Source organism: Corticibacter populi (genome assembly GCF_004217315.1).
Taxonomy (GTDB): domain Bacteria; phylum Pseudomonadota; class Gammaproteobacteria; order Burkholderiales; family Burkholderiaceae_C; genus Lampropedia; species Lampropedia populi.
Genome location: NZ_SGWR01000003.1, coordinates 207,195 through 228,356 on the forward strand (window position 1 = coordinate 207,195; position 21,162 = coordinate 228,356).

Sequence of the window (21,162 nt, forward strand, 5' to 3'; positions counted from 1 at the left end):
CTCGGGCCTTTTGTTATGCGAGCAGTTTGAGAATGGCGAGAGCGGCGCCTGCGGCCGTTGCGATCGCGATGGCCGGGAACCAAGCCCGCTCGCGGGTCATTTTTGCGGCTTCTGCGTTGAGCTTGACAGTCTCGGCCATCAGCTTAGCGATTTCAGCCTCTGTTTTGATGGTGTCCAAGGTCTTAGCTTCCATTGTTCATCCTTTCGGGGTGCCGGGCTGCGGACCATCCGCTACCCATGAAGATATTATAGCACCGTCGGTGCTGCAATCAATGCTTTTCTTGTGTAGGTTTTGGTGTAGTTTTTTTTATAATTTTTAGTTTTTCAAATGGGGAGGAAGCCTACCATTGAACTACACCCGCATCGGTGCACACCTTGCATGTGCGACGGGCGTCATTATATGCGTTGCATGGCATCTGGCGGGTGGGGCGATGGGCCCCGGCAGTTGCAAAAACCTATAATGCGTTGTTGGGCCATCGTCAGGCCATCCCGGGCGACGTTGCGCGTTCTGCCCGGGGGCATCCGCAGTCGCGCCGATCAGCATTTAATCCTCACATGACCACACCTCGCTTTACCGTTGCCGAGATTCGCCAGAGCTTTCTGGACTTTTTTGCCGAGCGCGGCCACACCATCGTGCCGTCGAGTTCGCTGGTGCCGGCCAACGACCCCACGCTGATGTTCACCAACTCGGGCATGGTGCAGTTCAAGGATGTGTTTCTCGGCACCGACAAGCGACCATACAAGCGTGCCACCTCGGTGCAGGCGTGTCTGCGTGCCGGCGGCAAGCACAACGACCTGGAGAACGTGGGCTACACGGCGCGCCACCATACTTTCTTCGAAATGCTGGGTAACTGGTCCTTCGGCGATTATTTCAAGAAGGAATCCATCCAATGGGGCTGGGAACTGCTGACCAAGGTCTACCAACTCCCGCCCGATAAGCTGCTGGCGACGGTCTATCACGAAGACGAAGAGGCCTATGACATCTGGACCAAGGTGATCGGCTTGCCACCCGAGCGCGTCATCCGCATCGGCGACAACAAGGGCGGTAAATACAAGAGCGACAACTTCTGGATGATGGCCGATACCGGCCCCTGCGGTCCGTGCTCGGAAATTTTCTACGACCACGGCGCCGACATCCCCGGCGGCCCGCCGGGCAGCCCGGACGAGGATGGCGATCGCTTCATCGAGATCTGGAACCACGTGTTCATGCAATTCGACATGAAGGAGGACGGCAGCGTCACGCCTTTGCCCGCGCCTTGCGTCGATACCGGCATGGGCCTGGAGCGGCTCGCCGCGATCCTGCAAGGCGTGCACAGCAACTATGAGATCGACCTGTTTGTCGCGCTCATCCGGGCCGCCGCGCGAGAAACGCACATCAGCGACCTGGAGAACCCGTCGCTGAAGGTGATTGCCGACCACATCCGCGCCACCGCCTTCCTGGTGGCCGATGGTGTGCTGCCGTCCAACGAGGGCCGGGGTTACGTGCAGCGGCGCATCATCCGCCGCGCCATCCGCCACGGCTACAAGCTGGGCCAGAAGACGCCATTCTTCTACAAGCTGGTGCCTGATCTGGTGACGCAGATGGGCGAGGCCTATCCGAAGCTGCGCGAGCAAGAGGCGCACATCGCCAGGGTGCTGCGCCAGGAGGAGGAGCGCTTCTTCGAGACGCTCGCGCATGGCATGGACATCCTGGACGAAGCCATCGCCGCCGGCCGCACGGAGCTGCCGGGCGACGTGGCCTTCAAGCTGCATGACACCTATGGCTTCCCGCTGGACCTGACGCAGGACGTGGCGCGCGAGCGCGGCATTCGCGTCGATGTGGTCGGTTTCGATGCCGCCATGAGCCGCCAGAAGGAGCAGGCCCGCGCGGCCGGCAAGTTCAAGATGGAACGCGCGCTGGAATACACCGGCCCATCCACCACCTTCACCGGTTACGAGAGTACCTCGGAATCCGCGCGGGTGCTGGCGCTCTACGCCGATGGCGAGCCGGTCGAGGCATTGCACGCCGGCCAGGGCGGTGTGGTGGTGCTGGATGTGACGCCGTTCTACGCCGAGTCCGGCGGCCAGGTGGGTGACAAGGGGCGCATCAGCAGCGCCAGCGGCGTGCTGTTCGAGGTGCTCGATACGCACAAGATCCGCGCTGATGTGTTCGGCCAGCACGGCGTGCTGCAGGCCGGTGTGCTGCGCGTGGGCGACAGCGTGCAGGCCGATGTGGATGTTCAGCGGCGTGCCGCCATCACCCGCAACCACAGCGTCACCCATCTGATGCACAAGGCGCTGCGCGAGACGCTGGGCGAGCACGTGCAGCAGAAGGGCTCGCTGGTTGATGACGAGAAGACCCGTTTCGACTTCGTGCAGAACGCGCCGGTGACGGACGATGAGATCCGCCGCATCGAGCAACTCGTCAATGCCGAAATCGTGACCGATGCGCCTACGCAGATTCGCGTGATGGACATCGAGGCCGCCAAGGAAACCGGCGCGATGATGCTGTTCGGGGAAAAGTACGGCGAGACCGTGCGCGTGGTCGATATTGGCAGCAGCCGTGAGCTGTGTGGCGGCACGCACGTGCGGCGGGCCGGCGAGATCGGCTTCTTCAAACTGGTCTCCGAAGGCGGCGTGGCAGCGGGCATCCGCCGCGTCGAGGCCATCACCGGCCAGAAGGCGCTGGACTATGTGCAGCAGCTCGAAGCCACCGTCAGCCAGGCGGCACGCGCGCTCAAGGCGCCGGTGCACGAATTGGTGGGCAAGCTCGAGCAGCAGCTCGATCACGTGCGGGCCCTGGAGAAGGAAATCGCCCAGCTCAAGGGCAAGCTGGCCTCCAGCCAGAGCGACGACCTTGCCGCGCAAGCGGTGCAGGTCGGCAGCATCAAGGTGCTGGCCGCCAAGCTCGATGGTGCCGATGCGAAGACGCTGCGCGAGACGCTCGACAAGCTCAAGGACAAGCTCGGCAGCGCCGCCATCGTGCTGGCCGCGGTCGATGGCGACAAGGTGCAACTGGCCGCCGGTGTGACCAAGGACCAGACGGCGAAGGTGAAGGCGGGCGAACTGGTCAACTTCGTGGCCAGCCAGGTCGGCGGCAAGGGGGGCGGCAAGCCCGATATGGCCATGGCCGGCGGCAGCGATGCCACGGCCCTGCCGACAGCCTTGCAGTCGGTGCAGGCATGGGTGGCCGAGCGCGTCTGAGGCGCCTGGTATTGGGCTGCTGGCTTTGCCAAAGACAAACGGCGCCTTGGGCGCCGTTTGTCTTGGTGGTCGGTCTGAAAAGAAGGATTGTGCAGGGCTGGTGCCTCAGTTCTGCAACTGGATCAGCTTGACGATGTATTTGCCATTCTCGCGCACGAACTCGATCTGGACTTTCTGGCCCTGCCGCAGGTCGGCAAAGCTGCCCAAGCCTGCGTCGTAGCGGGTGTTGGGGTCGGTCTGGAAGGTGATGCCCGCCAACACCACCGCCTTGGCGCCGGCATCAACGGCATCGACGCGGCCTTTCATCGATTCAGCCATGGCCGCACCGGCCAACAGGGCCAGCGAAGTGGCGGCGGCAATCTGGAATTTCTTCAAAGTCGATGTGCTCATGGAGCGTGGCCTCCAGCGGTGGGTGATCAGGGCATGTGCCCTGGACCGATTGTAGGGGATGGGTTTCGCGAAAGCGTGTGGCACTGGTTGCGACGGCGTCAAGTGCCGGTAAAGACATGGTCTTATGAGTAGGCCTCAGCCCGGAGGTTCCGCTGTTTGCGGTTCTCCATCGGGCAGGCGTAGCCGCACATGGGCCTGTAGCCAGGCGCCCAGCGGCTCGAGCATCATGCGGGCAGTGGCCTCGAAGGCGCCGCTCGCATGCAGGCTGGCGAAGTCGGACCACAGGCGTGCGAGATACGGGTTGCGGTCGCGCTCTCCGCCCAGCCGTCCGCCCTGGTAGGCTGTATTGGCGGCTTGCAGGGCTTTCGCAGCATCCGCAGGTGCGGTGGGGGCTCCGGTGGAGGGCGTGAGCGCCTGGTACCAGGCCAGCGCCGTGTCGATGCCAAACGGCAACGGCTGCTGGCGATGGAGGTGCGCGGTCTCGAGCACCTGCTCCAGCCATTGCCTGGCTTGCGTGGCCGGCACGGGGGTGATGTCCAGCACGGCATCGAGACCGATGATGCGGCTGCTCACGGCGGGGCCGATGAATGTGCCGGCAGTCGTTGACGGGGCTGGCTGCCGGCTGGCCAGCGCCAGGGCGCACAGCCACGCGTCAATGAGCTTGTCGAGGCGCAGCACCGGTGGGCGCCGGCTGTTGCCGGGTGTTCTGATCAGGCGAGTGGGCTTGACCGACAGGTGCAGCCAGGACGCACCGGCCGGATCGGTCGCCATGTGATCGACGTTGGCGCCAGTGCCCCGCAGTCCGCCAATCCAGTCGTCGATGCCGGGAATGTCCTCTCGCGGGTGCTGCAACTGCAGATGCAGGCGCTGCTGGACATGCGGCCACTGTGCCTCGCTGTGCAGCCATTCACGCAGCAGAAACTGCAGCTGTTCCAGCCATTGCTGCTGCAGCCGCTCGCCCAGTGTGCCAATGGGCAACTGGCCGGCCATGGCATGGCGTTGCAGCTGCTGGCGGGCCTCGGCGGACACGCTCTCCCAGGACTGGTGTTGTGCAATGAGCGGTTGCACCGTCTGCAGCACTTGCTGGAAGATCTGCCAGCGTGCCAGGCCGTCAATACCGATGGGCTCACAGTCATTGGCCACTTCGGGCAGTTCCGGATAGCGGGTTTGCAGCCGGGTCTCGAACCACGCCTGCGCCGGATTGCGCCAGAAGCGGGCCAGTTCCGCGAGCGTCCAGGCCGGTGGCGCTTCGCCCGAGGCTGCTGGCGCTGGCAGGGGCATGGTGTCGGTCAGCCCCGGTGCGGCGGCAGTGATGGGGACGGGGAGCCATTCATGCGCCCATGTGGCCAGGCTCTGGCCCTGGCCGCCGTCGACGGACTCGAAATAGCGTGGACTGAAGGGCTGCAGCGGATGCTCGGTGGTGCGGGCACTGACCACGTCGCCAGCCCAGCCGGCGCGCAGGTAGTCCTGCAGTTGCGCGACCAGCACCGAGGGGGGGCGCACGGTGTTGTCGCGCACACTGCGGCCGACCCAGCTGATGAGCAACTGCCGGCGCGCCGAGAGCAGCGCTTCGAGCATCAGCTGGCGGTCGTCTTGGGCGCGGCTGCGGTCGCCTGGGCGGCGTTGGCCGGGCTGGCGCATCAGGTCCATTTCACTAGGGGTGCTGCGGCGCGGATAGGCACCGTCGTTCATGCCCAGCAGGCAAACCACCTCGAAAGGGATGGCGCGCATCGGCAGCAGCGTGCAGAAGGTGATGCCGCCGGCATGGAAGCGCTGGCGGTCGTCGGGCTGTCGCATGGCGCCCAGCCAGGCGTGGCGGGCCACCGTGAGCGGCAGCGGGTCGGCAAAGCCGGTGGCATCCACGGCGCTCAGCCAGTCCTGCAGGGCCTGGTCTGCAAGCGCCAGGGCACTGCGGTCGGTTTCGTCCGCGGGCAGGAAGAAGTCGGCCAGCAGCGCACGCCAGCGCGCTCCCCATTGTGCTGGCGTGGCCGCGCTGGCGAGCAGCCGCTCCCAGTGCTGCAGGAGCCCGAGCAGTTGTGCCAGCGCGCCGACATGTGCGGCGGCCAGTCCGCCGACCTCGGTGTAGGGTTCGGTGCCGGCAAAGCCTTGCCCGCTGGCATAGGCCAGCAGCATACGCTGCAGGCCGAACCAGGCGGTGTTCTGCGCGCCTGTGCCGGCTACGCCCAGTTGCTGGCGGTGGCTGGCGTCCAGCCCCCAGCGGATGCCGCTGCCCTGCATCCAGTGTTGCAGTTGCGCGATGGCGTCGGCATCGAGCCCGAAGCGCTGCGCGATGGCCGGTACGGCCAGCAGGTCGCTCAGTTCGGAGAGGCCGGCGCGCTGCTCGGGCAACCGCACCAGCCATTCCAGCGCCTGCAGCAGCGGGCTGAGGGTTTGTGGTGCCAGGTCGGCAATGTCGAAGGGCAGGTGGCGCGGGTCTTCGCTGGCATACTGGCCAAAGACGGCGCGGATCAGCGGCGCATACTGGGCGATGTCGGGCACCATGACGATGATGTCACGCGGCTGCAGCCGCGCCAGGCCCGTTTGCCGCGCTTCGGGGCGCAGCAGGTCGAGCAGGTGGTCGTGCAGCGCTTCGACCTCGCGCACCGGGCTGTGGGCGACTTGAAAGCAGATGCTGCGGTCGTCCACGGCGATGGCCTCGTGAGGGTGCTCGGCCAGCGGCAGCAGGTCTCGGACGTGATGCTGCACCTGTTGCAGCAGCGGAGCTGCGCCGTTTGCAGCGGCATCGGGCTCATCGTCGAAAACATCGATGCGCGGCAGGCCCATGCGGGCCTGGGCGGTCTGAGCCTCGTCATAGGCTTCGAGCTGGCGGATGAAGTCGCGCACCTGTCGGCCCCACATCATCAGCAGCGGGTGGGCATGGGCGTGCATGGCGTCGAGCGCGATGGCCGACAGATCGATGGCGCCGCGCAGCGGATGGCGCCGCGCCTGCAGGTCGAGCTGGCGCTGGCTGTGCTGAAACAGCTCGCGCTCGCTCAATGCATCGCTCCAATAGAATCGGCAGGGGTTGGGGATGGCCAGCAGCACCTGGCTGTGGGCTCCCATGGCCGAGAGCAGTTCGATGACGGGCAGCGGCACATGCGTCATACCGAACAGCATGACGCGGCGCGGCAGCGGGGCTGGCAAAGGACGGCTGGCGTCGCGCAGGGCCCGTACGGCACGCTGGTGCAGGCGCGGGCGAATGGCCTGCGCCAGGGCCGCGTCCTGGGTCTGCAGCAGCTGGCGCCACAGCGCCGGTTGCCAAGCGGCGTCATCGTCAATCGGGGTGGGCGGGGTGTTGACGGCCGCGAGCTGGTCGCGTTCCTGCTTCCAGTCCTGCAACCAGTCGGGCCGGTAAACCTGGTACTGGTCGAACAGGTCGGCAATGCGCTGGGCAAGGTGGTAGAGCGCGCTGGTGTCATTGCTCGCCGGTCGCGCCGCGCTGCCCTCTCGCCGGGCCATCTCCAGCATGCGCTGCAGCGGTTGCCAGATGGGGCTGGCGCTGGCTCCCTCGCCGCAGCCTTTGCCGGCCCCGGCGGCCAGCAGTGCAGGCAGGATCTTCATCAAGTGCCACAGCATGGCCGGCTTGTCGAGGGGCGTCTGGTAGGGCACTTGCTGGTTGCCCAGAATGTGCCGGTACATGCGCCAGGCAAAGCGGCTGGGCAGGTCGACCTCGATGGCGGCGCTGACCCCCAGGTGGCGTGCCAGGCGCATCTTGAGCCATTCGGCCATGCCATTGCTCTGCACCAGGACCACTTCCTGCTCCAGCGGCTCCAGGGGGCGTGCGGCCATCCATTCAGCCAGCGTGTCGGCCAGCATCTCGGTGCGATTGCCATGCAGGGCCAGGATGCCTGGAGCGATGGATGCAGGTGTGGTCATGCGCAGGGAGAGAGGAAGGGCGCCGGCGATGAAGGCGGGATGGACAGGGCGGCGAGAAAGCCGCAGTGCAGCCGGGGGATGTGGCGGGCGCCGTGGTGTTTGGACGCTACAGTGCGCAACTGTACACCGAGCGCCATGGCTACGGGCATGGCGAGGCATGGGCCGATGCTGGTATCACAAGGTTCCGGCCTTGAGGTATCGCCCCTGCCATTTTTCTATCTACACAGGAGTTGTTCCATGCACCCGATCAAAGCCCTGACTTCCCTTGCCATGGTGGCCTGCCTCAGCGCGAGTCTGACGGGTCTGATGATTGCGCCGGCCCGGGCCCAGACCGAGGCGAGCACCAGCGCACGCCAGGCTTACGATGATTCCATGCAGCGCATGCACACGGACATGATGCAGGGCATCGCCCATGACGACCCCGACGTGGCGTTTGCCGCCGGCATGCTGGCCCATCACGAAGGGGCGGTGGAGATGGCGCGCATCGAGCTGGCGCATGGCAAGGATCCGGTGCTGCGCCAGCTGGCCCAGGACGTCATCACCGCGCAGGAGGCCGAGATCGGCCTGTTGCGCCAGTGGCTGGCGACCAACGCGCCGCAGACCGGCGCGGCCACGCCCGCGCCGGCGGCCGCGCACGCGCACTGAGGGCCTGTTCTGGCGCGCCTGCCCGCGCCTGTCCGCCTGGCCGCGAGGGGGCTGCCAGCCGCTATCATGGCAGCCCCTTTCACCCTCCTTCTATTCATCAGGGAGCACACCTCTCGCCATGTCAGCCGGACTCAATCTCGCCCAAACCCAGGCCGTTCACCATATCAGCGGGCCTTCGCTGGTGCTGGCGGGGGCCGGTTCGGGCAAGACGCGCGTGATCACCCACAAGATCGCCCACCTGATCGGGCAGGGAATGGCGCCCGGGCGCATCGCCGCCATCACCTTCACCAACAAGGCCGCCGCGGAAATGCGCGAGCGTGCCAAGGGCCTGATCGGCAAGGCCGCCAAGGATGTGCTGATCTGCACCTTCCACGCGCTGGGCGTGCGCATGGTGCGCGAGGACGGCCAGGTGCTGGGCCTCAAGCCCAACTTCAGCATCCTCGACAGCGACGATGTGCTCTCCATCCTCAAGGACTGCGGCGGCACCACCGATACCCAGTTGGCGCGCCAGTGGCAGTGGACCATCAGCGGCTGGAAGAACATGGGGCTCAATTCGCAGACCGCCGCCGCGCAAGTCGAGGGCGAGGTGGACAAGGTGGCACTGGAAGTGATGGCGCGCTACGAGGAGCGCCTCAGCGCCTTCCAGAGCGTGGATTTCGACGACCTTGTCGGCCTGCCGCTGACGCTGCTGAGCCAGCACGCCCCGGTGCGCGAGAAATGGCAGGCGCGCCTTGGCCATGTGCTGGTCGACGAATACCAGGATACCAATGCCACCCAGTACGAGCTGCTCAAGCTGCTGGTGGGCGAGCGCGGGCACTTCACTGCCGTTGGCGATGACGACCAGTCCATCTATGGCTGGCGTGGCGCCACGCTGGAAAACCTCAAGAAGCTGCCGCAGGACTTCCCGGCCCTGCGCGTCATCAAGCTCGAGCAGAACTACCGCTCCACCAGCGCCATTCTGCGTGCGGCCAACAATGTCATCGGTCCCAACCCCAAGCTGTTCCCGAAGACGCTGTATTCCGAGCTGGGCGAGGGCGAGCCGGTGCGTGTGGTCGATTGCGACTCCGAGGAACACGAGGCCGAGCGCGCCGTCGCCCGCATCCAGGGGCTGTGCGCTTCCGTCAATCCAACCCCGGAATGGCGCGACTTCGCCATCCTCTACCGTGCCAACCACCAGGCCAAGGCGCTGGAAAAGGCCTTGCGCCGTGCCAGCATTCCGTACAAGGTCTCCGGCGGCACCAGCTTTTTCGATCGCTCGGAAATCCGCGACTTGTGTGCCTGGTTTCGCCTCTGGAGCAATGAGGACGACGACCCGGCCTTTTTGCGGGCGATCTCCGCGCCGCGCCGCGGTATCGGTCACCAGACGCTGGCGCAGCTGGGCGACTTCGCCTCGCAATACAAATGCAGCATGTACGCGGCCATGTTCAACCAGATGCTGCCAGCGCGCCTGAGTGCCCGGGCGCTGGGTGGGTTGGCCGAGTTCGGTCGCCTGCTCAACGATCTGCAATACCGTGCCCGGCATGCGCTGGGTGCCGAGGCGGCGCGCCAGTTCCTCAAGGAATGGCTCGAGGAGATCGGCTACGAGAACTTCCTGCTCGAGCATTCCGACACCGCCGCCCAGGCCACGGCGCGCTGGGGCAATGTGCAGGAGTTCTGCGACTGGATGGCGCAGCGCGCCGGCGGTGTGCCCGACGAGGCCATCGGCGGCATCGTCACCGAGGCCAAGAGCCTGCTGGAGGTGGCCCAGACCATCGCCTTGCTCTCGACCATCAGCGAGCAGGAGAAGGACCAGAACGTCGTCACCCTCTCGACGCTGCATGCCTCCAAGGGCCTCGAATGGCCGCACGTCATCCTGGCCGGCGTCAACGAGGGCGTGCTGCCGTTCCAGCAGGGTGAGGAAGGCGTGATCGACCAGCAGCGCCTGGAGGAGGAGCGTCGCCTGATGTATGTGGGCATCACGCGTGCGCAGCGCACGCTGGCGGTAAGCTGGACGCGCCGTCGCAAGAAAGGCCGTGACTGGGTGGCGACCAAGCCCAGCCGCTTCATCGGCGAGATGAACCTGGCCGCCGACACGGCCCGCGAGGACCCGCGCGCCAAGCTGCGTGCGCTGCGCGAGGAATTTGCCCGCAAAGCCGCTGCGGGCAGCACGGCGCCGGAATGATGGCTGCGCCGCCGGCACGGGCCCGGCGGCCTTGCCAACCTGTCTGCCGTCGCCGAGCCGATGGGCTCAGGTGCTGGCAAGCTCGTTGCAGAAATCGATCAGCTTCTCGATGTCGCGTGATTTGTCGAATACAGCGCTCACACCCAACTGCGCGCTGCGCTGGCGGATGTCGTCCTCGACATAGTTGCTGAGGATCACGATGTGCTGGTCCGGCTGGATGGGCCCCACCGCCTCGATCACTCCCAATCCCGTGCCAGATTGCAGGAACAGGTCGACGATGAGCAGGCGCCAGCCATCCTGGTTGCTGTGCAGCCAGTCCAATGCCTCATGCTGGCTGACGGCGAAGCCCTGTGCCTCGACCGGTGTCAACTCCTCGAGCATGGCCGTGAGGTTTTCGCGGATGGTGTGGTTGTCTTCGACAATGAAAGTCTGGAGTTTGTCCGTCATGGCGTGACAGCAGTCTCGGAATCGGGTGGGGTCGGCATAAGGGCCACGGCACGGGCTCTCTCATCGGGATGGGGACTGGCATACGCCACCAGAAGAGCAGGGGCGAGCGGGGCAGGAGCTGTGCCATGAGTGGAATGGCGCCGTGGAATGCGGCGCGTTGCCACCATTGTCGGTTTCAGGGCGCCCCCTGGCTGTAGGAAAACGCCGATTTTCCCGACGTGGCTTCGCGCGGACCCGCGGGGGAGGTTGGGCGCGAGGCCTGCTGTGCTCTGCCCATGGCGGGCAGCAGGCACTTTGAACGGCGTCAAAAGTGCCTGAGCTCCGGACTTACTTGGAGGAGGCGTCCGTTGCGCCCGCAGCTGGGCTGGCCGATGGCGCGGCCGCTGTGGCCTCCGCAGTGGCAGCGGCCAGCCGCTCTTCATCCGACTTGCTGACTTGCACCGGCAGTCCCTTGAGGTGGTTGAGGGCCTGCTGGAGCTGGAAGTCCTCGGCCGAGCCGAACTGGGGCTGCCGGCGCGTCGGTTGACCATTGTTGGCTTTGGTTTCCTCCTCCAGGCGCTGCATGGCCTGCTCGCGCTCCTTTTCCTTGCGGGCGGCTTCTTCCGGGTCGTCGTCGGTGCCCAGGTGTTTGAGCAGGTCGGCTTCGCGGATGCGCAGCGATGCGTAAGGGGTGCCCTCGGCGGTTTCGTCCACGGCGATGTCAGGCTCTATCCCTTTGGCCTGGATGGAGCGGCCCGAAGGTGTGTAGTAGAGCGCCGTGGTCAGCTTGATACCGGTGTCCGGACCCAGCGGGCGCACGGTCTGCACCGAGCCCTTGCCGAAGGTCTGGCTGCCCATGATGGTGGCGCGCTGGTGGTCCTGCAGCGCACCGGCGACGATCTCGCTGGCCGAGGCCGAGCCTTCGTTGACCAGCACCACCAGCGGCACGCTCTTGAGCGCAGCCGGCAGCTTGCGCAGCGGATCGCTTCCGATGCCCAGGCCGATGCGCCGGGGCAGGTAGTCGGCGGCGGTGGTGGAGAAGGTCGCCTTGCTCTCGGGCAGTTGACCATCGGTTGTCACGACCACCACGTTCTGCGGCAGGAAGGCGGCGGAGATGGCCACCGCGGCATCGAGCAGGCCGCCCGGATCATTGCGCAGGTCCAGCACCAGGCCCTTGAGGTCGGGCTCCTTGGCATAGATTTCGGCGACCTTGGTGACGAAATCGTCCACCGTGCGATCCTGGAACTGAGACAGACGCACCCAGGCATAGCCCGGCTCGATCACTTCGCCCTTGACGGAGCGGGTCTTGATTTCCTCGCGTGTGATGGTGACCGTGAAGGTGCGGCTTTCGTCCTTGCGGAAGATGGTCAGCACCACCTTGGTGTTGGGCTCGCCGCGCATGCGTTTGACGGCATCGGTCAGGCTCAGGCCTTTGACTGCGGTGTCGTCGATCCTGGTGATCAGGTCGTTGGTCATCAGGCCGGCGCGGTCCGCTGGCGAGCCTTCTATGGGCGAGACGATGCGGATCAGCCCGTCTTCCTGCGTGATCTCGATGCCGACGCCGACGAAGCGGCCACTGGTGCCTTCGCGGAATTCCTTGAAGCTGGCCTTGTCGAAATATTGCGAATGGGGGTCGAGGTTGGAGACCATGCCCGAGATGGCGTCGGTGATGAGCTTCTTGTCATCGACCGGCTCGACGTAGTCGGATTTGATCAGGCCGTACACCGCCGCCAGCTGCTGGATCTCCTCCAGTGGCAGTGGCGCAATGCTGTTGCGGGCAGTGGTCTGCAGCGAGAAGGTCGCCAGCGCACCGGCCAGGATGCCGGCGCTGACCCATCCGAGGGTTTGCAATTTTTGGCTCATGATGACCATTTATAAAGGCAGGAGCATTGGGGGCAGGAGCGCTGCGTGCAACCGTAACATAAATTCTCCGACACGGCCCGCGGGCGGGGCGATCAGGCTTCGAGGTAGTAGCTGCGGATCGGCTTGAGGGTGTCGTCGAGCTCATAGACCAGCGGCGTGCCGTTGGGGATGTTGAGCGAGACGATGTCCTGGTCGGAAATGCCGTCGAGGTACTTGACCAGTGCGCGCAGCGAGTTGCCGTGCGCGGCGATGACAATGCGCTTGCCGGCACGGATGTCCGGCGCGATGTTCGATTCCCAGAAAGGCAGCACGCGCGCCACGGTGTCCTTGAGGCACTCGGTCAGCGGCACCCCTTCTGCGCCGAGCGTCTGGTAGCGGCGGTCGCCGCGCTCGCTGCGCGGATCGTTCGCGTCCAGCGCGGGCGGAGGGGTTTCATAGCTGCGGCGCCATACGAGCACCTGCTCGTCGCCGTACTTGGCGGCGGTGTCGGCTTTGTTGAGGCCCTGCAGCGCGCCATAGTGGCGCTCGTTGAGCTGCCAAGCCTTCTCGACGGGCAGCCATGTGGCATCCATCGCATCGAGGCAGTGCCAGAGCGTGTGGATGGCGCGCTTGAGCACGCTGGTGTATGCCTTGTCGAAGACGAAACCTTGCTCCTTGAGGCGCTGGCCGGCAGCCTGCGCCTGGCTGATGCCGGTGGCGGTGAGGTCCACATCGGTCCAGCCGGTGAAGCGGTTTTCCAGGTTCCAGGTAGACTCGCCGTGGCGAATCAGAACGAGCTTGTGCATATTTGTCTCAAAGTTCGGGCAAACAAAAGCGCATCATTCTAGAATCACGCCATTGTTTTGTCAGAGTTCTCAGAGAGACCCAACGTGAATTTTTTTCTGGATAACTGGTATTTGTTCCTCATCGCCATCGGCTCGGGAGCCATGCTGTTCGTGCCGGCCCTCAACAAAGGTGGTTTTGCCGGCGTGACGCCGGCCCAGGCCGTGCAGAAGATCAACCGTGACAAGGCCGTGGTCGTCGATGTGCGTGGGACCGATGAGTTTGCCGCCGGCCATATCAAAGGGGCCAAGAGCGTGCCGGTCGATCAGGTCGAGCAGCAACTGCCCAGTGCGGTCAAGAACAAGGCCACCGCGTTGCTGCTGGTCTGCGCCAGCGGCACCCGTGCCAAACGGGCCGTGGCCGTGGCCAAGAAGCTCGGCTACGAGAATGCCCAGACCGTCGTCGGTGGCATGAAAGCCTGGAAGGAAGCCGGCCTGCCGGTGGTGGCCGGCAAGGGCGCTGCCTGACGTGCCACTGACCGTCAGGACCCGCAGGACCGCCAACGAGGATCGAGTATGCAAGCCGTGACCATGTACACCACCGCCGTGTGCCCTTACTGCATCCGTGCCAAGCAATTGCTCAAGGCCAGGGGCGTCGAGCAGATCGAGGAAATCCGTATCGATGTCGATCCTGCGGCCCGCCAGCGCATGATGGCCGAGACGGGGCGCCGCACCGTGCCGCAGATCTACATCGGCACGACGCACGTGGGCGGGCACGACGACCTGGTGGCGCTGGATGTGCGCGGCGGCCTAGAGCCTTTGCTGCAGACGCCGGGCGCGCCGCAATGAAAGCCGTTGCGCCCGCCTGACCCACCAGGAGAAGGACGGCGACCGAGTGCCTGCATGAATGCCTGCATAATAGGCCGCTGTGCGCTTGGAGAGGGCGCCGCCAATCAACCGTTTTGACCAGAAAGTAGTTCCGCATGGCCGACCAAACCGCTCCGGTTTTCCAGATTCAACGTGTCTACCTCAAGGACCTGTCCCTTGAGCAGCCCAATTCCCCCGGCATCCTGCTGGAGCAGAAGCAACCCAACGTCGACATCCAGCTCGCAGTGGCTGCGACCACGGTCGCCGAAGGCCTGTACGAAGTCACCATCACCGGCACCGTGCACACCAAGGTCGAGGACAAGACCCTGTTCCTGGTCGAGGCCAAGCAGGCCGGAATCTTCGAGGTGCGCAACATCCCGGAAGAGCAACTCGGTGCGGTCGTCGGCGTGGCCTGCCCCCAAATCGTCTACCCCTATCTGCGCGGCAACATCGCCGACGTGATCAACCGCGCAGGCTTCCCGCCCGTGCACATGGCCGAGATCAACTTCCAGGCCATGTATGACCAGCAACAGGCCCAGGCCAACGCGCAGCAGGCTCCGGCCACCACGCAGTAAGCGCGCCGCAAGCCCGCCATGTGGGCCGCACGCACGCGTGCGTACCCCGACGCAGCAAGGACTCGCCAGCGAGTCCTTTTTCACACAGGCACATGCTCTGGGAGGCTTTGATCCATGCGCACATTGAATGTCCTGATCCTGGGCGGCGGCGCCTGGGGAACGGCCGTGGCCATGGCGGCGGCGGCACATCCTGCGGGCCATCGCGTGACGCTGTGGTTGCGCGATGCCGCTCAGGCTGCGGAGATGGCGGCGACACGCCGCAATGCCCGCTATCTGCCGCAAGTTGAGTTGCCGGCCGCGTTGGATGTGGTGGCAGGCGACTGGCATGCGCAGGCGGTGGCGGCCGATCTGGTCGTGCTGGGTACGCCAGTGGCAGCCTTGCGCGCCATGTTGGTGGAATTACAAGCGCTGGGGCCGCTGAGCGCGCCGGTGGTCTGGCTGTGCAAAGGGCTGGAGCCGCCGCAGGCGGATGCGTCGGTGGCCGGGCTGTTGCCGCATGAAGTGCAGGCTACCGTGGCGCCGGGCCTCCTGTGCGGTTTGCTGAGCGGCCCCAGTTTTGCGCTGGAGGTGGCGCGTGCGCAGCCGACGGCCCTGGTGGCAGCATCGTCGCATTCCCAGGTGCGGCAGTTGCTGGTCGCGGCCTTCCATGGCCATGCCATGCGCATCTATTCGAATGACGATGTGACCGGGGTCGAGGTGGGCGGCGCCGTCAAGAATGTGCTGGCGATCGCCACTGGGGTATGTGACGGTCTCGAACTGGGCCTCAATGCCCGGGCCGCCCTTGTGACGCGCGGCCTGGCCGAGATGGCGCGGCTGGGCGTGGCGCTGGGCGGGCGCCACGAGACCTTCATGGGGCTCGCCGGCGTGGGCGATCTGGTGCTGACGGCCACTGGCGGGCTCTCGCGCAACCGCAAGGTTGGCCTGCTGCTGGCGCAACGGCAGTCGCTGGCGCAGATCCTTGCCCAGCTCGGCCATGTTGCCGAGGGGGTTTATTGTGCGCGTGCGGTGGTGCAGCGCGCCCGCCAGGCGGGCGTGGAAATGCCCATCAGCCAGGCGGTGGTGCAGATGCTCGATGGCCAGGCCGATGCACAGGCGCTGGTGCATGGTCTGCTCGCGCGTGACCCGGCCATCGAGTGAGGCGGTGGCGGCAATGACGGCAATGGTGGCGATCATCGCGACCGACGATCCAGGGAGCGGGCATGCCGACGTTCGATAGTGTGCTGGCTTTTTTCGGCGTGGCCGTGCTGCTGGCGCTGAGTCCGGGGCCGGACAACATCTTTGTGCTCATGCAGTCGGCCCAGCATGGTTGGCGTGCCGGCATGGCGGTCGTGCTGGGGCTGTGTCTCGGGCTGGTCGTGCACACCGGAGCGGTGGCGCTCGGGCTGGCCGCCGTGGTGGCCGCTTCCGCACTGGCATTCACGCTGATCAAGCTGTGTGGTGCGGCCTATCTGCTCTGGCTGGCCTGGGGCGCATGGCATGCGCCCGCGCTGCAGCAGAACCCGGCGGCAGGCGCCGTCGCGCAGCCGGATACGGGCGCTCTGGCCATGGTAGGCCGTGGCGTGGTGATGAACCTGAGCAATCCCAAGGTGCTGTTGTTCTTCATGGCATTTCTGCCGCAGTTCGCCAATCCGGCGCGCGGGCCGGTGTCACTGCAGATCATGGTGTTCGGCGCCGTCTTCATGCTGGCGGCCTTACTGGTCTTTGGCAGCATCGCTTGCTGCTCGGGCTGGTTCGGCCGGGTTCTTCAGACATCTGCGGGCGCGCAACGCGTCCTCAACCGGCTTGCCAGCGCCGTCTTCGTGGCGTTGGCGGCGCGCCTGGCCAGCCTCTCGCGCTGAGTGCCTCGCCGCCCGGGCGGGCGTTGAGGCCCCGATGGCAATGCGCGCGGCCGGGGGATTCGCTGACGCGATGGGGCAGGGAGGGCTAAAATCGGCGCTTCGCTTTTCACTCCCGTGAGCAGAAGTTGCCCGCACCTCCCCACTGCAGGCTGCCGCGGACGCACCTCAATGGCCACCTCCCCGTCGCACCAAGAAGTATTCATTCTGGGCAAAACCCATCAAGGCAAGACTTTTCGGCCCAGCGACTGGTCGGAACGGTTGGCCGGCGTCATGAGCAGCTTCCGGCCGGCGGGCAGCCGGCCCAGCAGCCATCTGGTGTATTCCCCCTGGTGCGTGCCAACGGTCATTGATGGCGTCAAGTGCGTGGTCGTCAATACCGCCCTGCGCGAGCAGGAACCGATGGCCTGGAGTTTCGTGATGAACTTCGCCAGGGACAATGACTTGCAAACCCTCGAGGCCTGTCTGTTGCCGGACGGCGAGGGCAAGGACACCCCCCAGCCATGAGAGTGCGTGACATGCGCCGATGCTCCTGCATGCACCAATGATGCTGCCGGGTCGCCGCAGGTTTCACGGTCTGGCGCTGCGTGGGGGCTATGCAATAGAATACGCAGTTTCATCTCCAAAGCAGGAATTGTCATGGGCAACAAAATCGTTACCGAAGCTGATCGCAAGTTCACCCCGCCGCTGTCGGCTCCCAAGGGCTATGTGCTCCCCAAGCAAGGTGCCGGTCAGCGCGTCAGCAAGGAACGTGGCGTAGCCACGCGCAGCAAGAAGAACCCTGGCAAGCGCGCCCACCAGGGCGGTTGATTGATTGGCGGCGCGGCCATGAGCATCACGGTCTTCGTCGGCGGCGGCAATATGGCGCGCGCCATCATTGGCGGGCTGCTGCGCCATGGGCGTCCTGCGTCATCCATTCATGTGGTCGAGCCGCATGAGGCGACCCGCGTGGCCTTGCAGCATGATTTCGGCATTGCCGCACATGCACAGGCCGATGCGGTGGTTGAGCAGGCGAGTCTGCTGGTATGGGCCGTCAAGCCACAGATGCTGCACGGTGCCATCGAGTCGTTGCGGCATCGGCTGGCGCCCTGCCTGCACCTGAGCATCGCCGCCGGCATCACCACCGACACGCTGGCGGTTTGGCTGGGTAGCGAGCGCATTGTGCGGGCCATGCCCAATACCCCGGCTCTGGTCGGCAAGGGCATGACCGGGCTGTTTGCCCGTGCCGGGGCAAGCGCGGCCGATCGCGACGAAGCACAGGCGGTGGCCCAGGCGATGGGGCAAAGCCTGTGGGTCGAGCAGGAAGCACAGCTCGATGCGGTCACGGCCATTTCGGGCTCCGGTCCGGCCTATGTGTTCTATTTCCTCGAAGCCATGCGCGAGGCCGGCCAGCAGATGGGCTTGAGTGCCGACCAGGCCTATCAACTGGCCGTGGCAACGTTCGAGGGTGCGGCAGCGCTGGCGGCCGACTCCACGGAGCCTCCCGAGGTGCTGCGGCAACGCGTCACTTCCAAGGGCGGCACCACCTACGCTGCAACGACGCGGCTGGATGAGCTCGACGTCAAGGCCCGCTTCATCGAGGCGATGCAGGCCTGCCGCGACCGTGCCGCGGAGATGGCTCGTCAGTTCTCCTGAGAGTCTTTTAGAACCTGTTCACGACTACGGGTCAGCGGGGGCCATCCCCATTGCCTTGCCCTCGCTTCATCCCGAGGCATTCCATGGCCGTCTGGCCTGCTTGTGCCATGGGGCCGTGGCCTGTTATGCAGGCTTCCTGCGCCTTTCCATCAATTGGGCATCGTCGCCATAACTGCGGATTTTCTCGCGCAGCGCTCCGGTCGGTTCGACCGGGCGGAAGGCATGGCGCTGCCAGAACGGCGCAGACTGCTGGATGGCGATCAGGCGCGCGACCGGGAGGGTGCTTTCGGCCAGGCTCTGGAGGAAGTGGCGGATCAGCAGGCTGGCCGTGCCGCTGCCTCGAGCCCGTGGCGCGATGGCCAGGTCATGCAGGTAAAGGCAATCGGGGGTCTCCGGCAGGTGGCAATGCGAGGCGTCGAGTTCGGGGAGCTGATTGGCCATCCATGGCAGGGCCAGCAGATAGCCCAGCGCCTCGCCGGATGGCCCGCGCGCCATGAAGCAGGTGCGTGGCGATGCCTTCAGCTTGGCTTCCATCGAGGCGGATGACTCAGGCTGGATGCTGTGGTAGCACTGGGCCTGGATGCCCAGGATGTCGGGCAAGTCTGCTGTCGATGGGTGGAAAAGATGCTGAAGTTCGGTCGAAGTACGAGACGGCATGGATGGCGTTGAAGGCAATGGGTGGTTCGAAATGCGATTCTGCTGAAAAAATCTGGCGGAACCGGCCCGGTAGGGACGAAACAATGGTATATTTCAGCCCTCTCGCAAACGAGCCGGATGCCTTGGCAGATGGAAAAGCAGAAGTTGGCGAGAGATGACAGGACTTTGGGCGGTTAGCTCAGTGGTAGAGCACTGCCTTCACACGGCAGGGGTCACTGGTTCGAAACCAGTATCGCCCACCAAAGATCTTCGAAAAAGCAGCACCTTGGTGCTGCTTTTTTCGTTGGTGCGGCGGTGTTCTCTTGGTCGGGTCGTTCAGGCCCCTACTGTCTGGAAGGCCTGGGCCAGATCGGCCTGCAGGTCGTCCGGATGTTCAAGTCCGATGCACAGGCGCACAAGCCGCGTCCCCTGCAGGCGAGCGAGGCTGGCGGGCACCTGGCGTTCGGTTTGCAGGTCATAGGCCATCACCAGGCTGGTCGGGCCACCCCAGCTGTAGCCGATGCGAAAGAGCTGCAACGCCTCGCAGAAGGCGTCGATGCGATCCTGGCTCCAACTTGCGTCGGGCACGAACGAGAAGATGCCGGCGCAGGCGCCCTGGTCTTCAGGTCCTTTGGGGGCGCACAGGCGTTGCCAGTGCGCATGGCCAGGGCTGCCGGGCAGGGCAGGGTGCAACACTTGCGCGACGGCCCGGTGCTGCTGCAGGAAGCCGGCCAACTGGCGGGCGGCGCGATCCTGGGCGTGGTAGCGCAGGGCCAGGCTCGGGAGATTGCGCAGAATGGCCTCGACATCATTCATACCCACCCCCAGGCCGAGGCGCATATGGCAGAGCTTGATGGCCTTGTGGAGGCGCTCGTCGCATGTGGCGATGCTGCCCATCAGCACGTCGCCGCCGCCACTGGGATATTTGGTGAGCGCGTGGATGGAGATGTCCACCCCCAGCGGCTGGCCATCCGCCTGCCGTCCGAGCGCGAAGGGCTGGAAGGCCAAGCCGGCACCCCAGGTGTTGTCCAGCGCAGCGGCGATGCCGTGTTCGCGGCAGACGGCGGCCAGCGCCGGCAGATCCGGAAACTCCATGCTGACGGAGCCCGCCGCCTCCAGCCAGACGAGCCGGGTGCGGGGGCCTATCTTGCGACGCAGATCCTCCACGTCGAGCGGGTCGTAGCAGGCATGCGTGATGCCATAGTGGCGCAGTCCTTGCTCGACCAGCGACTTGTTCGGGCCGTAAACGTTGTCGGGCAGCAGCACCTCGTCGCCTTGTCGGAGCAGGGCCAGGTTGACGGTGCTGATGGCGGCCAGGCCGCTGGGCACCAGCAGGCAGTGCTGCGCACCTTCGAGGCTGGCCAGGCGCTCTTCCAGGATGAAGCTGGTGGGCGTGCCGTGCAGGCCGTAGGTGTAGGTGGTCTTGAAGGCCCAGTCTCGGTTGCGCACGGCGGCCATGCTGGGAAAGAAGATGGTGGAGCCTTTGTGGACCGCGGTGGCCGGGGATTCGAAACCCTCGGGAGGTTGGTAGGGATGGTGGATCAGGCGGGTGGCGGTATTCCATGCCACAGGCATGTTGATCGGGGTCGAGTCTGTCATGTGCGTTGTTTCGGGAGAGAATCGCATGGATTGTGCTGTCATTACAGCACAAGCGCCGCTCCGCAGGCCGTGCCTTGGGGCGTTCGATGGTTCCAGAATTGGAGGATGGTTTCGATGACGACAATTGCGGTAATCGTGGGGAGCCTGAGGAAGGCTTCGATCAACCGGAAGCTGGCCAAGGCGCTGGTGCGGCTGGCGCCCGCCGATGTGGTGTTCGACTGGGTGGAAATTGGCGACCTGCCACTCTACAACCAGGATGATGACGAAGCGCAGGCGGCATCCGTGCAGCGTGTCAAGGCACAGATCGCCCATGCCGATGGGCTGCTGATCGTCACGCCCGAGCACAATCGGACGATTCCGGCTGCGCTCAAGAATGTGCTCGACCATGGCTCGCGGCCGTATGGCAAGAATGTCTGGGCCGGCAAGGCCGCTGGCGTGCTGGGTACCTCGCCTGGCGGTATCGGCACGGCGCTGGCGCAGCAGCATCTGCGCGGTGTGCTCGCGGCGCTGGGTGTGCGGGTATTGCCGCAGCCCGATGCCTATCTACAGTACCGCGAAGGCATGGTGACCGAGGATGGCGAGATTGGCGAGGCCAGCCGCGAATTCCTGCAGAAGTGGCTCAATGGCGCCTTGGCTTGGGTGACCAAGGGCCTTTGAGCAGGTTCTCAGCCGCGGGCAGACTGGAAATGGGCGACAAGAGCAAGAGGGAT

Annotated in this window: 20 protein-coding genes and 1 tRNA gene; 13 read left to right on the top strand and 8 right to left on the bottom strand. The window is 65.3% G+C overall.

Annotated elements, in window-relative coordinates; translation table 11 throughout:
- Nucleotides 1–13: 13 nt before the first annotated feature.
- A complete protein-coding gene (locus EV687_RS11870) occupies nucleotides 14–193 on the bottom strand; it encodes a hypothetical protein (RefSeq protein WP_122228471.1) in 180 nt (59 codons plus the stop codon).
- A gap of 362 nt (nucleotides 194–555) precedes the next feature.
- On the opposite strand from EV687_RS11870, the gene alaS reads away from it, so the two are divergent.
- Nucleotides 556–3,183 carry an alanine--tRNA ligase gene (alaS, locus tag EV687_RS11875; protein WP_122228468.1) on the top strand — a complete coding sequence of 876 codons (2,628 nt, stop codon included), beginning with the start codon at nucleotides 556–558 and terminating at the stop codon, nucleotides 3,181–3,183.
- Between the two features lie 105 nt (nucleotides 3,184–3,288).
- Here alaS and EV687_RS11880 read toward each other — a convergent pair whose 3' ends face one another.
- Nucleotides 3,289–3,573, bottom strand: coding sequence for a DUF5666 domain-containing protein (locus EV687_RS11880; protein ID WP_130466504.1), 285 nt, complete (start codon nucleotides 3,571–3,573; stop codon nucleotides 3,289–3,291).
- 135 nt (nucleotides 3,574–3,708) lie between these two features.
- Entirely contained in the window at nucleotides 3,709–7,449 is a 3,741-nt protein-coding gene (gene recC, locus EV687_RS11885) for an exodeoxyribonuclease V subunit gamma (RefSeq protein WP_122228462.1), read from the bottom strand.
- Nucleotides 7,450–7,686: 237 nt separating this feature from the next.
- On the opposite strand from recC, the gene copM reads away from it, so the two are divergent.
- Nucleotides 7,687–8,094 carry a CopM family metallochaperone gene (gene copM / locus EV687_RS11890; protein WP_242612608.1) on the top strand — a complete coding sequence of 136 codons (408 nt, stop codon included), beginning with the start codon at nucleotides 7,687–7,689 and terminating at the stop codon, nucleotides 8,092–8,094.
- A 118-nt stretch (nucleotides 8,095–8,212) separates the two neighbouring features.
- Complete coding sequence (locus EV687_RS11895) at nucleotides 8,213–10,255, top strand: ATP-dependent helicase (RefSeq protein WP_122228459.1); 2,043 nt, start codon at nucleotides 8,213–8,215, stop codon at nucleotides 10,253–10,255.
- A 66-nt stretch (nucleotides 10,256–10,321) separates the two neighbouring features.
- Here the strand turns inward: EV687_RS11895 and EV687_RS11900 are convergent, their stop codons facing one another.
- The 3 genes from EV687_RS11900 to gpmA all read right to left on the bottom strand — a co-directional run bounded on the left by EV687_RS11900 (nucleotide 10,322) and on the right by gpmA (nucleotide 13,329).
- On the bottom strand, nucleotides 10,322–10,702 hold the full coding sequence (locus tag EV687_RS11900; RefSeq protein ID WP_122228455.1) for a response regulator transcription factor: 381 nt from the start codon (nucleotides 10,700–10,702) through the stop codon (nucleotides 10,322–10,324).
- Nucleotides 10,703–11,029: 327 nt separating this feature from the next.
- On the bottom strand, nucleotides 11,030–12,544 hold the full coding sequence (locus tag EV687_RS11905) for a S41 family peptidase (RefSeq protein WP_122228997.1): 1,515 nt from the start codon (nucleotides 12,542–12,544) through the stop codon (nucleotides 11,030–11,032).
- A 92-nt stretch (nucleotides 12,545–12,636) separates the two neighbouring features.
- A complete protein-coding gene (gpmA, locus tag EV687_RS11910; protein WP_122228451.1) occupies nucleotides 12,637–13,329 on the bottom strand; it encodes a 2,3-diphosphoglycerate-dependent phosphoglycerate mutase in 693 nt (230 codons plus the stop codon).
- Nucleotides 13,330–13,413: 84 nt separating this feature from the next.
- Between gpmA and EV687_RS11915 the strand changes: the two genes are divergently transcribed.
- The 8 genes from EV687_RS11915 (at nucleotide 13,414) to proC (ending at nucleotide 18,217) form a co-directional block, all read left to right on the top strand.
- Nucleotides 13,414–13,833 (top strand): rhodanese-like domain-containing protein, encoded by a 420-nt coding sequence (locus EV687_RS11915; protein WP_122228448.1) that lies wholly within the window; start codon nucleotides 13,414–13,416, stop codon nucleotides 13,831–13,833.
- Between the two features lie 48 nt (nucleotides 13,834–13,881).
- Entirely contained in the window at nucleotides 13,882–14,154 is a 273-nt protein-coding gene (grxC, locus tag EV687_RS11920; protein ID WP_122228446.1) for a glutaredoxin 3, read from the top strand.
- A 134-nt stretch (nucleotides 14,155–14,288) separates the two neighbouring features.
- Nucleotides 14,289–14,747, top strand: coding sequence for a protein-export chaperone SecB (gene secB / locus EV687_RS11925; protein ID WP_122228443.1), 459 nt, complete (start codon nucleotides 14,289–14,291; stop codon nucleotides 14,745–14,747).
- A 123-nt stretch (nucleotides 14,748–14,870) separates the two neighbouring features.
- The gene (locus EV687_RS11930; protein ID WP_122228995.1) at nucleotides 14,871–15,884 is read left to right on the top strand and encodes an NAD(P)H-dependent glycerol-3-phosphate dehydrogenase; all 1,014 of its coding nucleotides are present in this window, start codon (nucleotides 14,871–14,873) and stop codon (nucleotides 15,882–15,884) included.
- Nucleotides 15,885–15,946: 62 nt separating this feature from the next.
- Nucleotides 15,947–16,585, top strand: coding sequence for a LysE family translocator (locus EV687_RS11935; RefSeq protein WP_122228441.1), 639 nt, complete (start codon nucleotides 15,947–15,949; stop codon nucleotides 16,583–16,585).
- Between the two features lie 168 nt (nucleotides 16,586–16,753).
- Nucleotides 16,754–17,089 (top strand): DUF3579 domain-containing protein, encoded by a 336-nt coding sequence (locus EV687_RS11940; RefSeq protein WP_122228438.1) that lies wholly within the window; start codon nucleotides 16,754–16,756, stop codon nucleotides 17,087–17,089.
- A gap of 132 nt (nucleotides 17,090–17,221) precedes the next feature.
- Nucleotides 17,222–17,392 carry a hypothetical protein gene (locus EV687_RS18965; RefSeq protein ID WP_162846583.1) on the top strand — a complete coding sequence of 57 codons (171 nt, stop codon included), beginning with the start codon at nucleotides 17,222–17,224 and terminating at the stop codon, nucleotides 17,390–17,392.
- Between the two features lie 18 nt (nucleotides 17,393–17,410).
- Nucleotides 17,411–18,217 carry a pyrroline-5-carboxylate reductase gene (proC, locus tag EV687_RS11945; RefSeq protein ID WP_122228993.1) on the top strand — a complete coding sequence of 269 codons (807 nt, stop codon included), beginning with the start codon at nucleotides 17,411–17,413 and terminating at the stop codon, nucleotides 18,215–18,217.
- 123 nt (nucleotides 18,218–18,340) lie between these two features.
- On the opposite strand, the gene EV687_RS11950 is transcribed toward proC, so the two are convergent.
- A complete protein-coding gene (locus EV687_RS11950; protein WP_162846582.1) occupies nucleotides 18,341–18,817 on the bottom strand; it encodes a GNAT family N-acetyltransferase in 477 nt (158 codons plus the stop codon).
- A 224-nt stretch (nucleotides 18,818–19,041) separates the two neighbouring features.
- Between EV687_RS11950 and EV687_RS11955 the strand changes: the two genes are divergently transcribed.
- A tRNA-Val gene (locus EV687_RS11955) sits at nucleotides 19,042–19,116 on the top strand.
- Between the two features lie 73 nt (nucleotides 19,117–19,189).
- Here EV687_RS11955 and EV687_RS11960 read toward each other — a convergent pair.
- Nucleotides 19,190–20,452 carry a PLP-dependent transferase gene (locus tag EV687_RS11960; RefSeq protein ID WP_122228432.1) on the bottom strand — a complete coding sequence of 421 codons (1,263 nt, stop codon included), beginning with the start codon at nucleotides 20,450–20,452 and terminating at the stop codon, nucleotides 19,190–19,192.
- 114 nt (nucleotides 20,453–20,566) lie between these two features.
- On the opposite strand from EV687_RS11960, the gene EV687_RS11965 reads away from it, so the two are divergent.
- Nucleotides 20,567–21,109, top strand: a complete 543-nt coding sequence (locus tag EV687_RS11965) for an NADPH-dependent FMN reductase (protein WP_423201087.1) — start codon at nucleotides 20,567–20,569, stop codon at nucleotides 21,107–21,109.
- Nucleotides 21,110–21,162: the final 53 nt, after the last annotated feature.

Coding starts and splice junctions, on each gene's coding strand:
- copM (WP_242612608.1), top strand. CDS start 7,687: ATGCACCCGATCAAAGCCCTGACTTCCCTTGCCATGGTGGCCTGCCTC.
- EV687_RS18965 (WP_162846583.1), top strand. CDS start 17,222: ATGGGCAACAAAATCGTTACCGAAGCTGATCGCAAGTTCACCCCGCCG.
- EV687_RS11965 (WP_423201087.1), top strand. CDS start 20,567: ATGACGACAATTGCGGTAATCGTGGGGAGCCTGAGGAAGGCTTCGATC.
- EV687_RS11905 (WP_122228997.1), bottom strand. CDS start 12,544: ATGAGCCAAAAATTGCAAACCCTCGGATGGGTCAGCGCCGGCATCCTG.
- EV687_RS11940 (WP_122228438.1), top strand. CDS start 16,754: ATGGCCACCTCCCCGTCGCACCAAGAAGTATTCATTCTGGGCAAAACC.
- proC (WP_122228993.1), top strand. CDS start 17,411: ATGAGCATCACGGTCTTCGTCGGCGGCGGCAATATGGCGCGCGCCATC.
- grxC (WP_122228446.1), top strand. CDS start 13,882: ATGCAAGCCGTGACCATGTACACCACCGCCGTGTGCCCTTACTGCATC.
- EV687_RS11900 (WP_122228455.1), bottom strand. CDS start 10,702: ATGACGGACAAACTCCAGACTTTCATTGTCGAAGACAACCACACCATC.
- EV687_RS11880 (WP_130466504.1), bottom strand. CDS start 3,573: ATGAGCACATCGACTTTGAAGAAATTCCAGATTGCCGCCGCCACTTCG.
- EV687_RS11870 (WP_122228471.1), bottom strand. CDS start 193: ATGGAAGCTAAGACCTTGGACACCATCAAAACAGAGGCTGAAATCGCT.
- gpmA (WP_122228451.1), bottom strand. CDS start 13,329: ATGCACAAGCTCGTTCTGATTCGCCACGGCGAGTCTACCTGGAACCTG.
- EV687_RS11935 (WP_122228441.1), top strand. CDS start 15,947: ATGCCGACGTTCGATAGTGTGCTGGCTTTTTTCGGCGTGGCCGTGCTG.
- recC (WP_122228462.1), bottom strand. CDS start 7,449: ATGACCACACCTGCATCCATCGCTCCAGGCATCCTGGCCCTGCATGGC.
- EV687_RS11960 (WP_122228432.1), bottom strand. CDS start 20,452: ATGACAGACTCGACCCCGATCAACATGCCTGTGGCATGGAATACCGCC.
- secB (WP_122228443.1), top strand. CDS start 14,289: ATGGCCGACCAAACCGCTCCGGTTTTCCAGATTCAACGTGTCTACCTC.
- EV687_RS11895 (WP_122228459.1), top strand. CDS start 8,213: ATGTCAGCCGGACTCAATCTCGCCCAAACCCAGGCCGTTCACCATATC.
- alaS (WP_122228468.1), top strand. CDS start 556: ATGACCACACCTCGCTTTACCGTTGCCGAGATTCGCCAGAGCTTTCTG.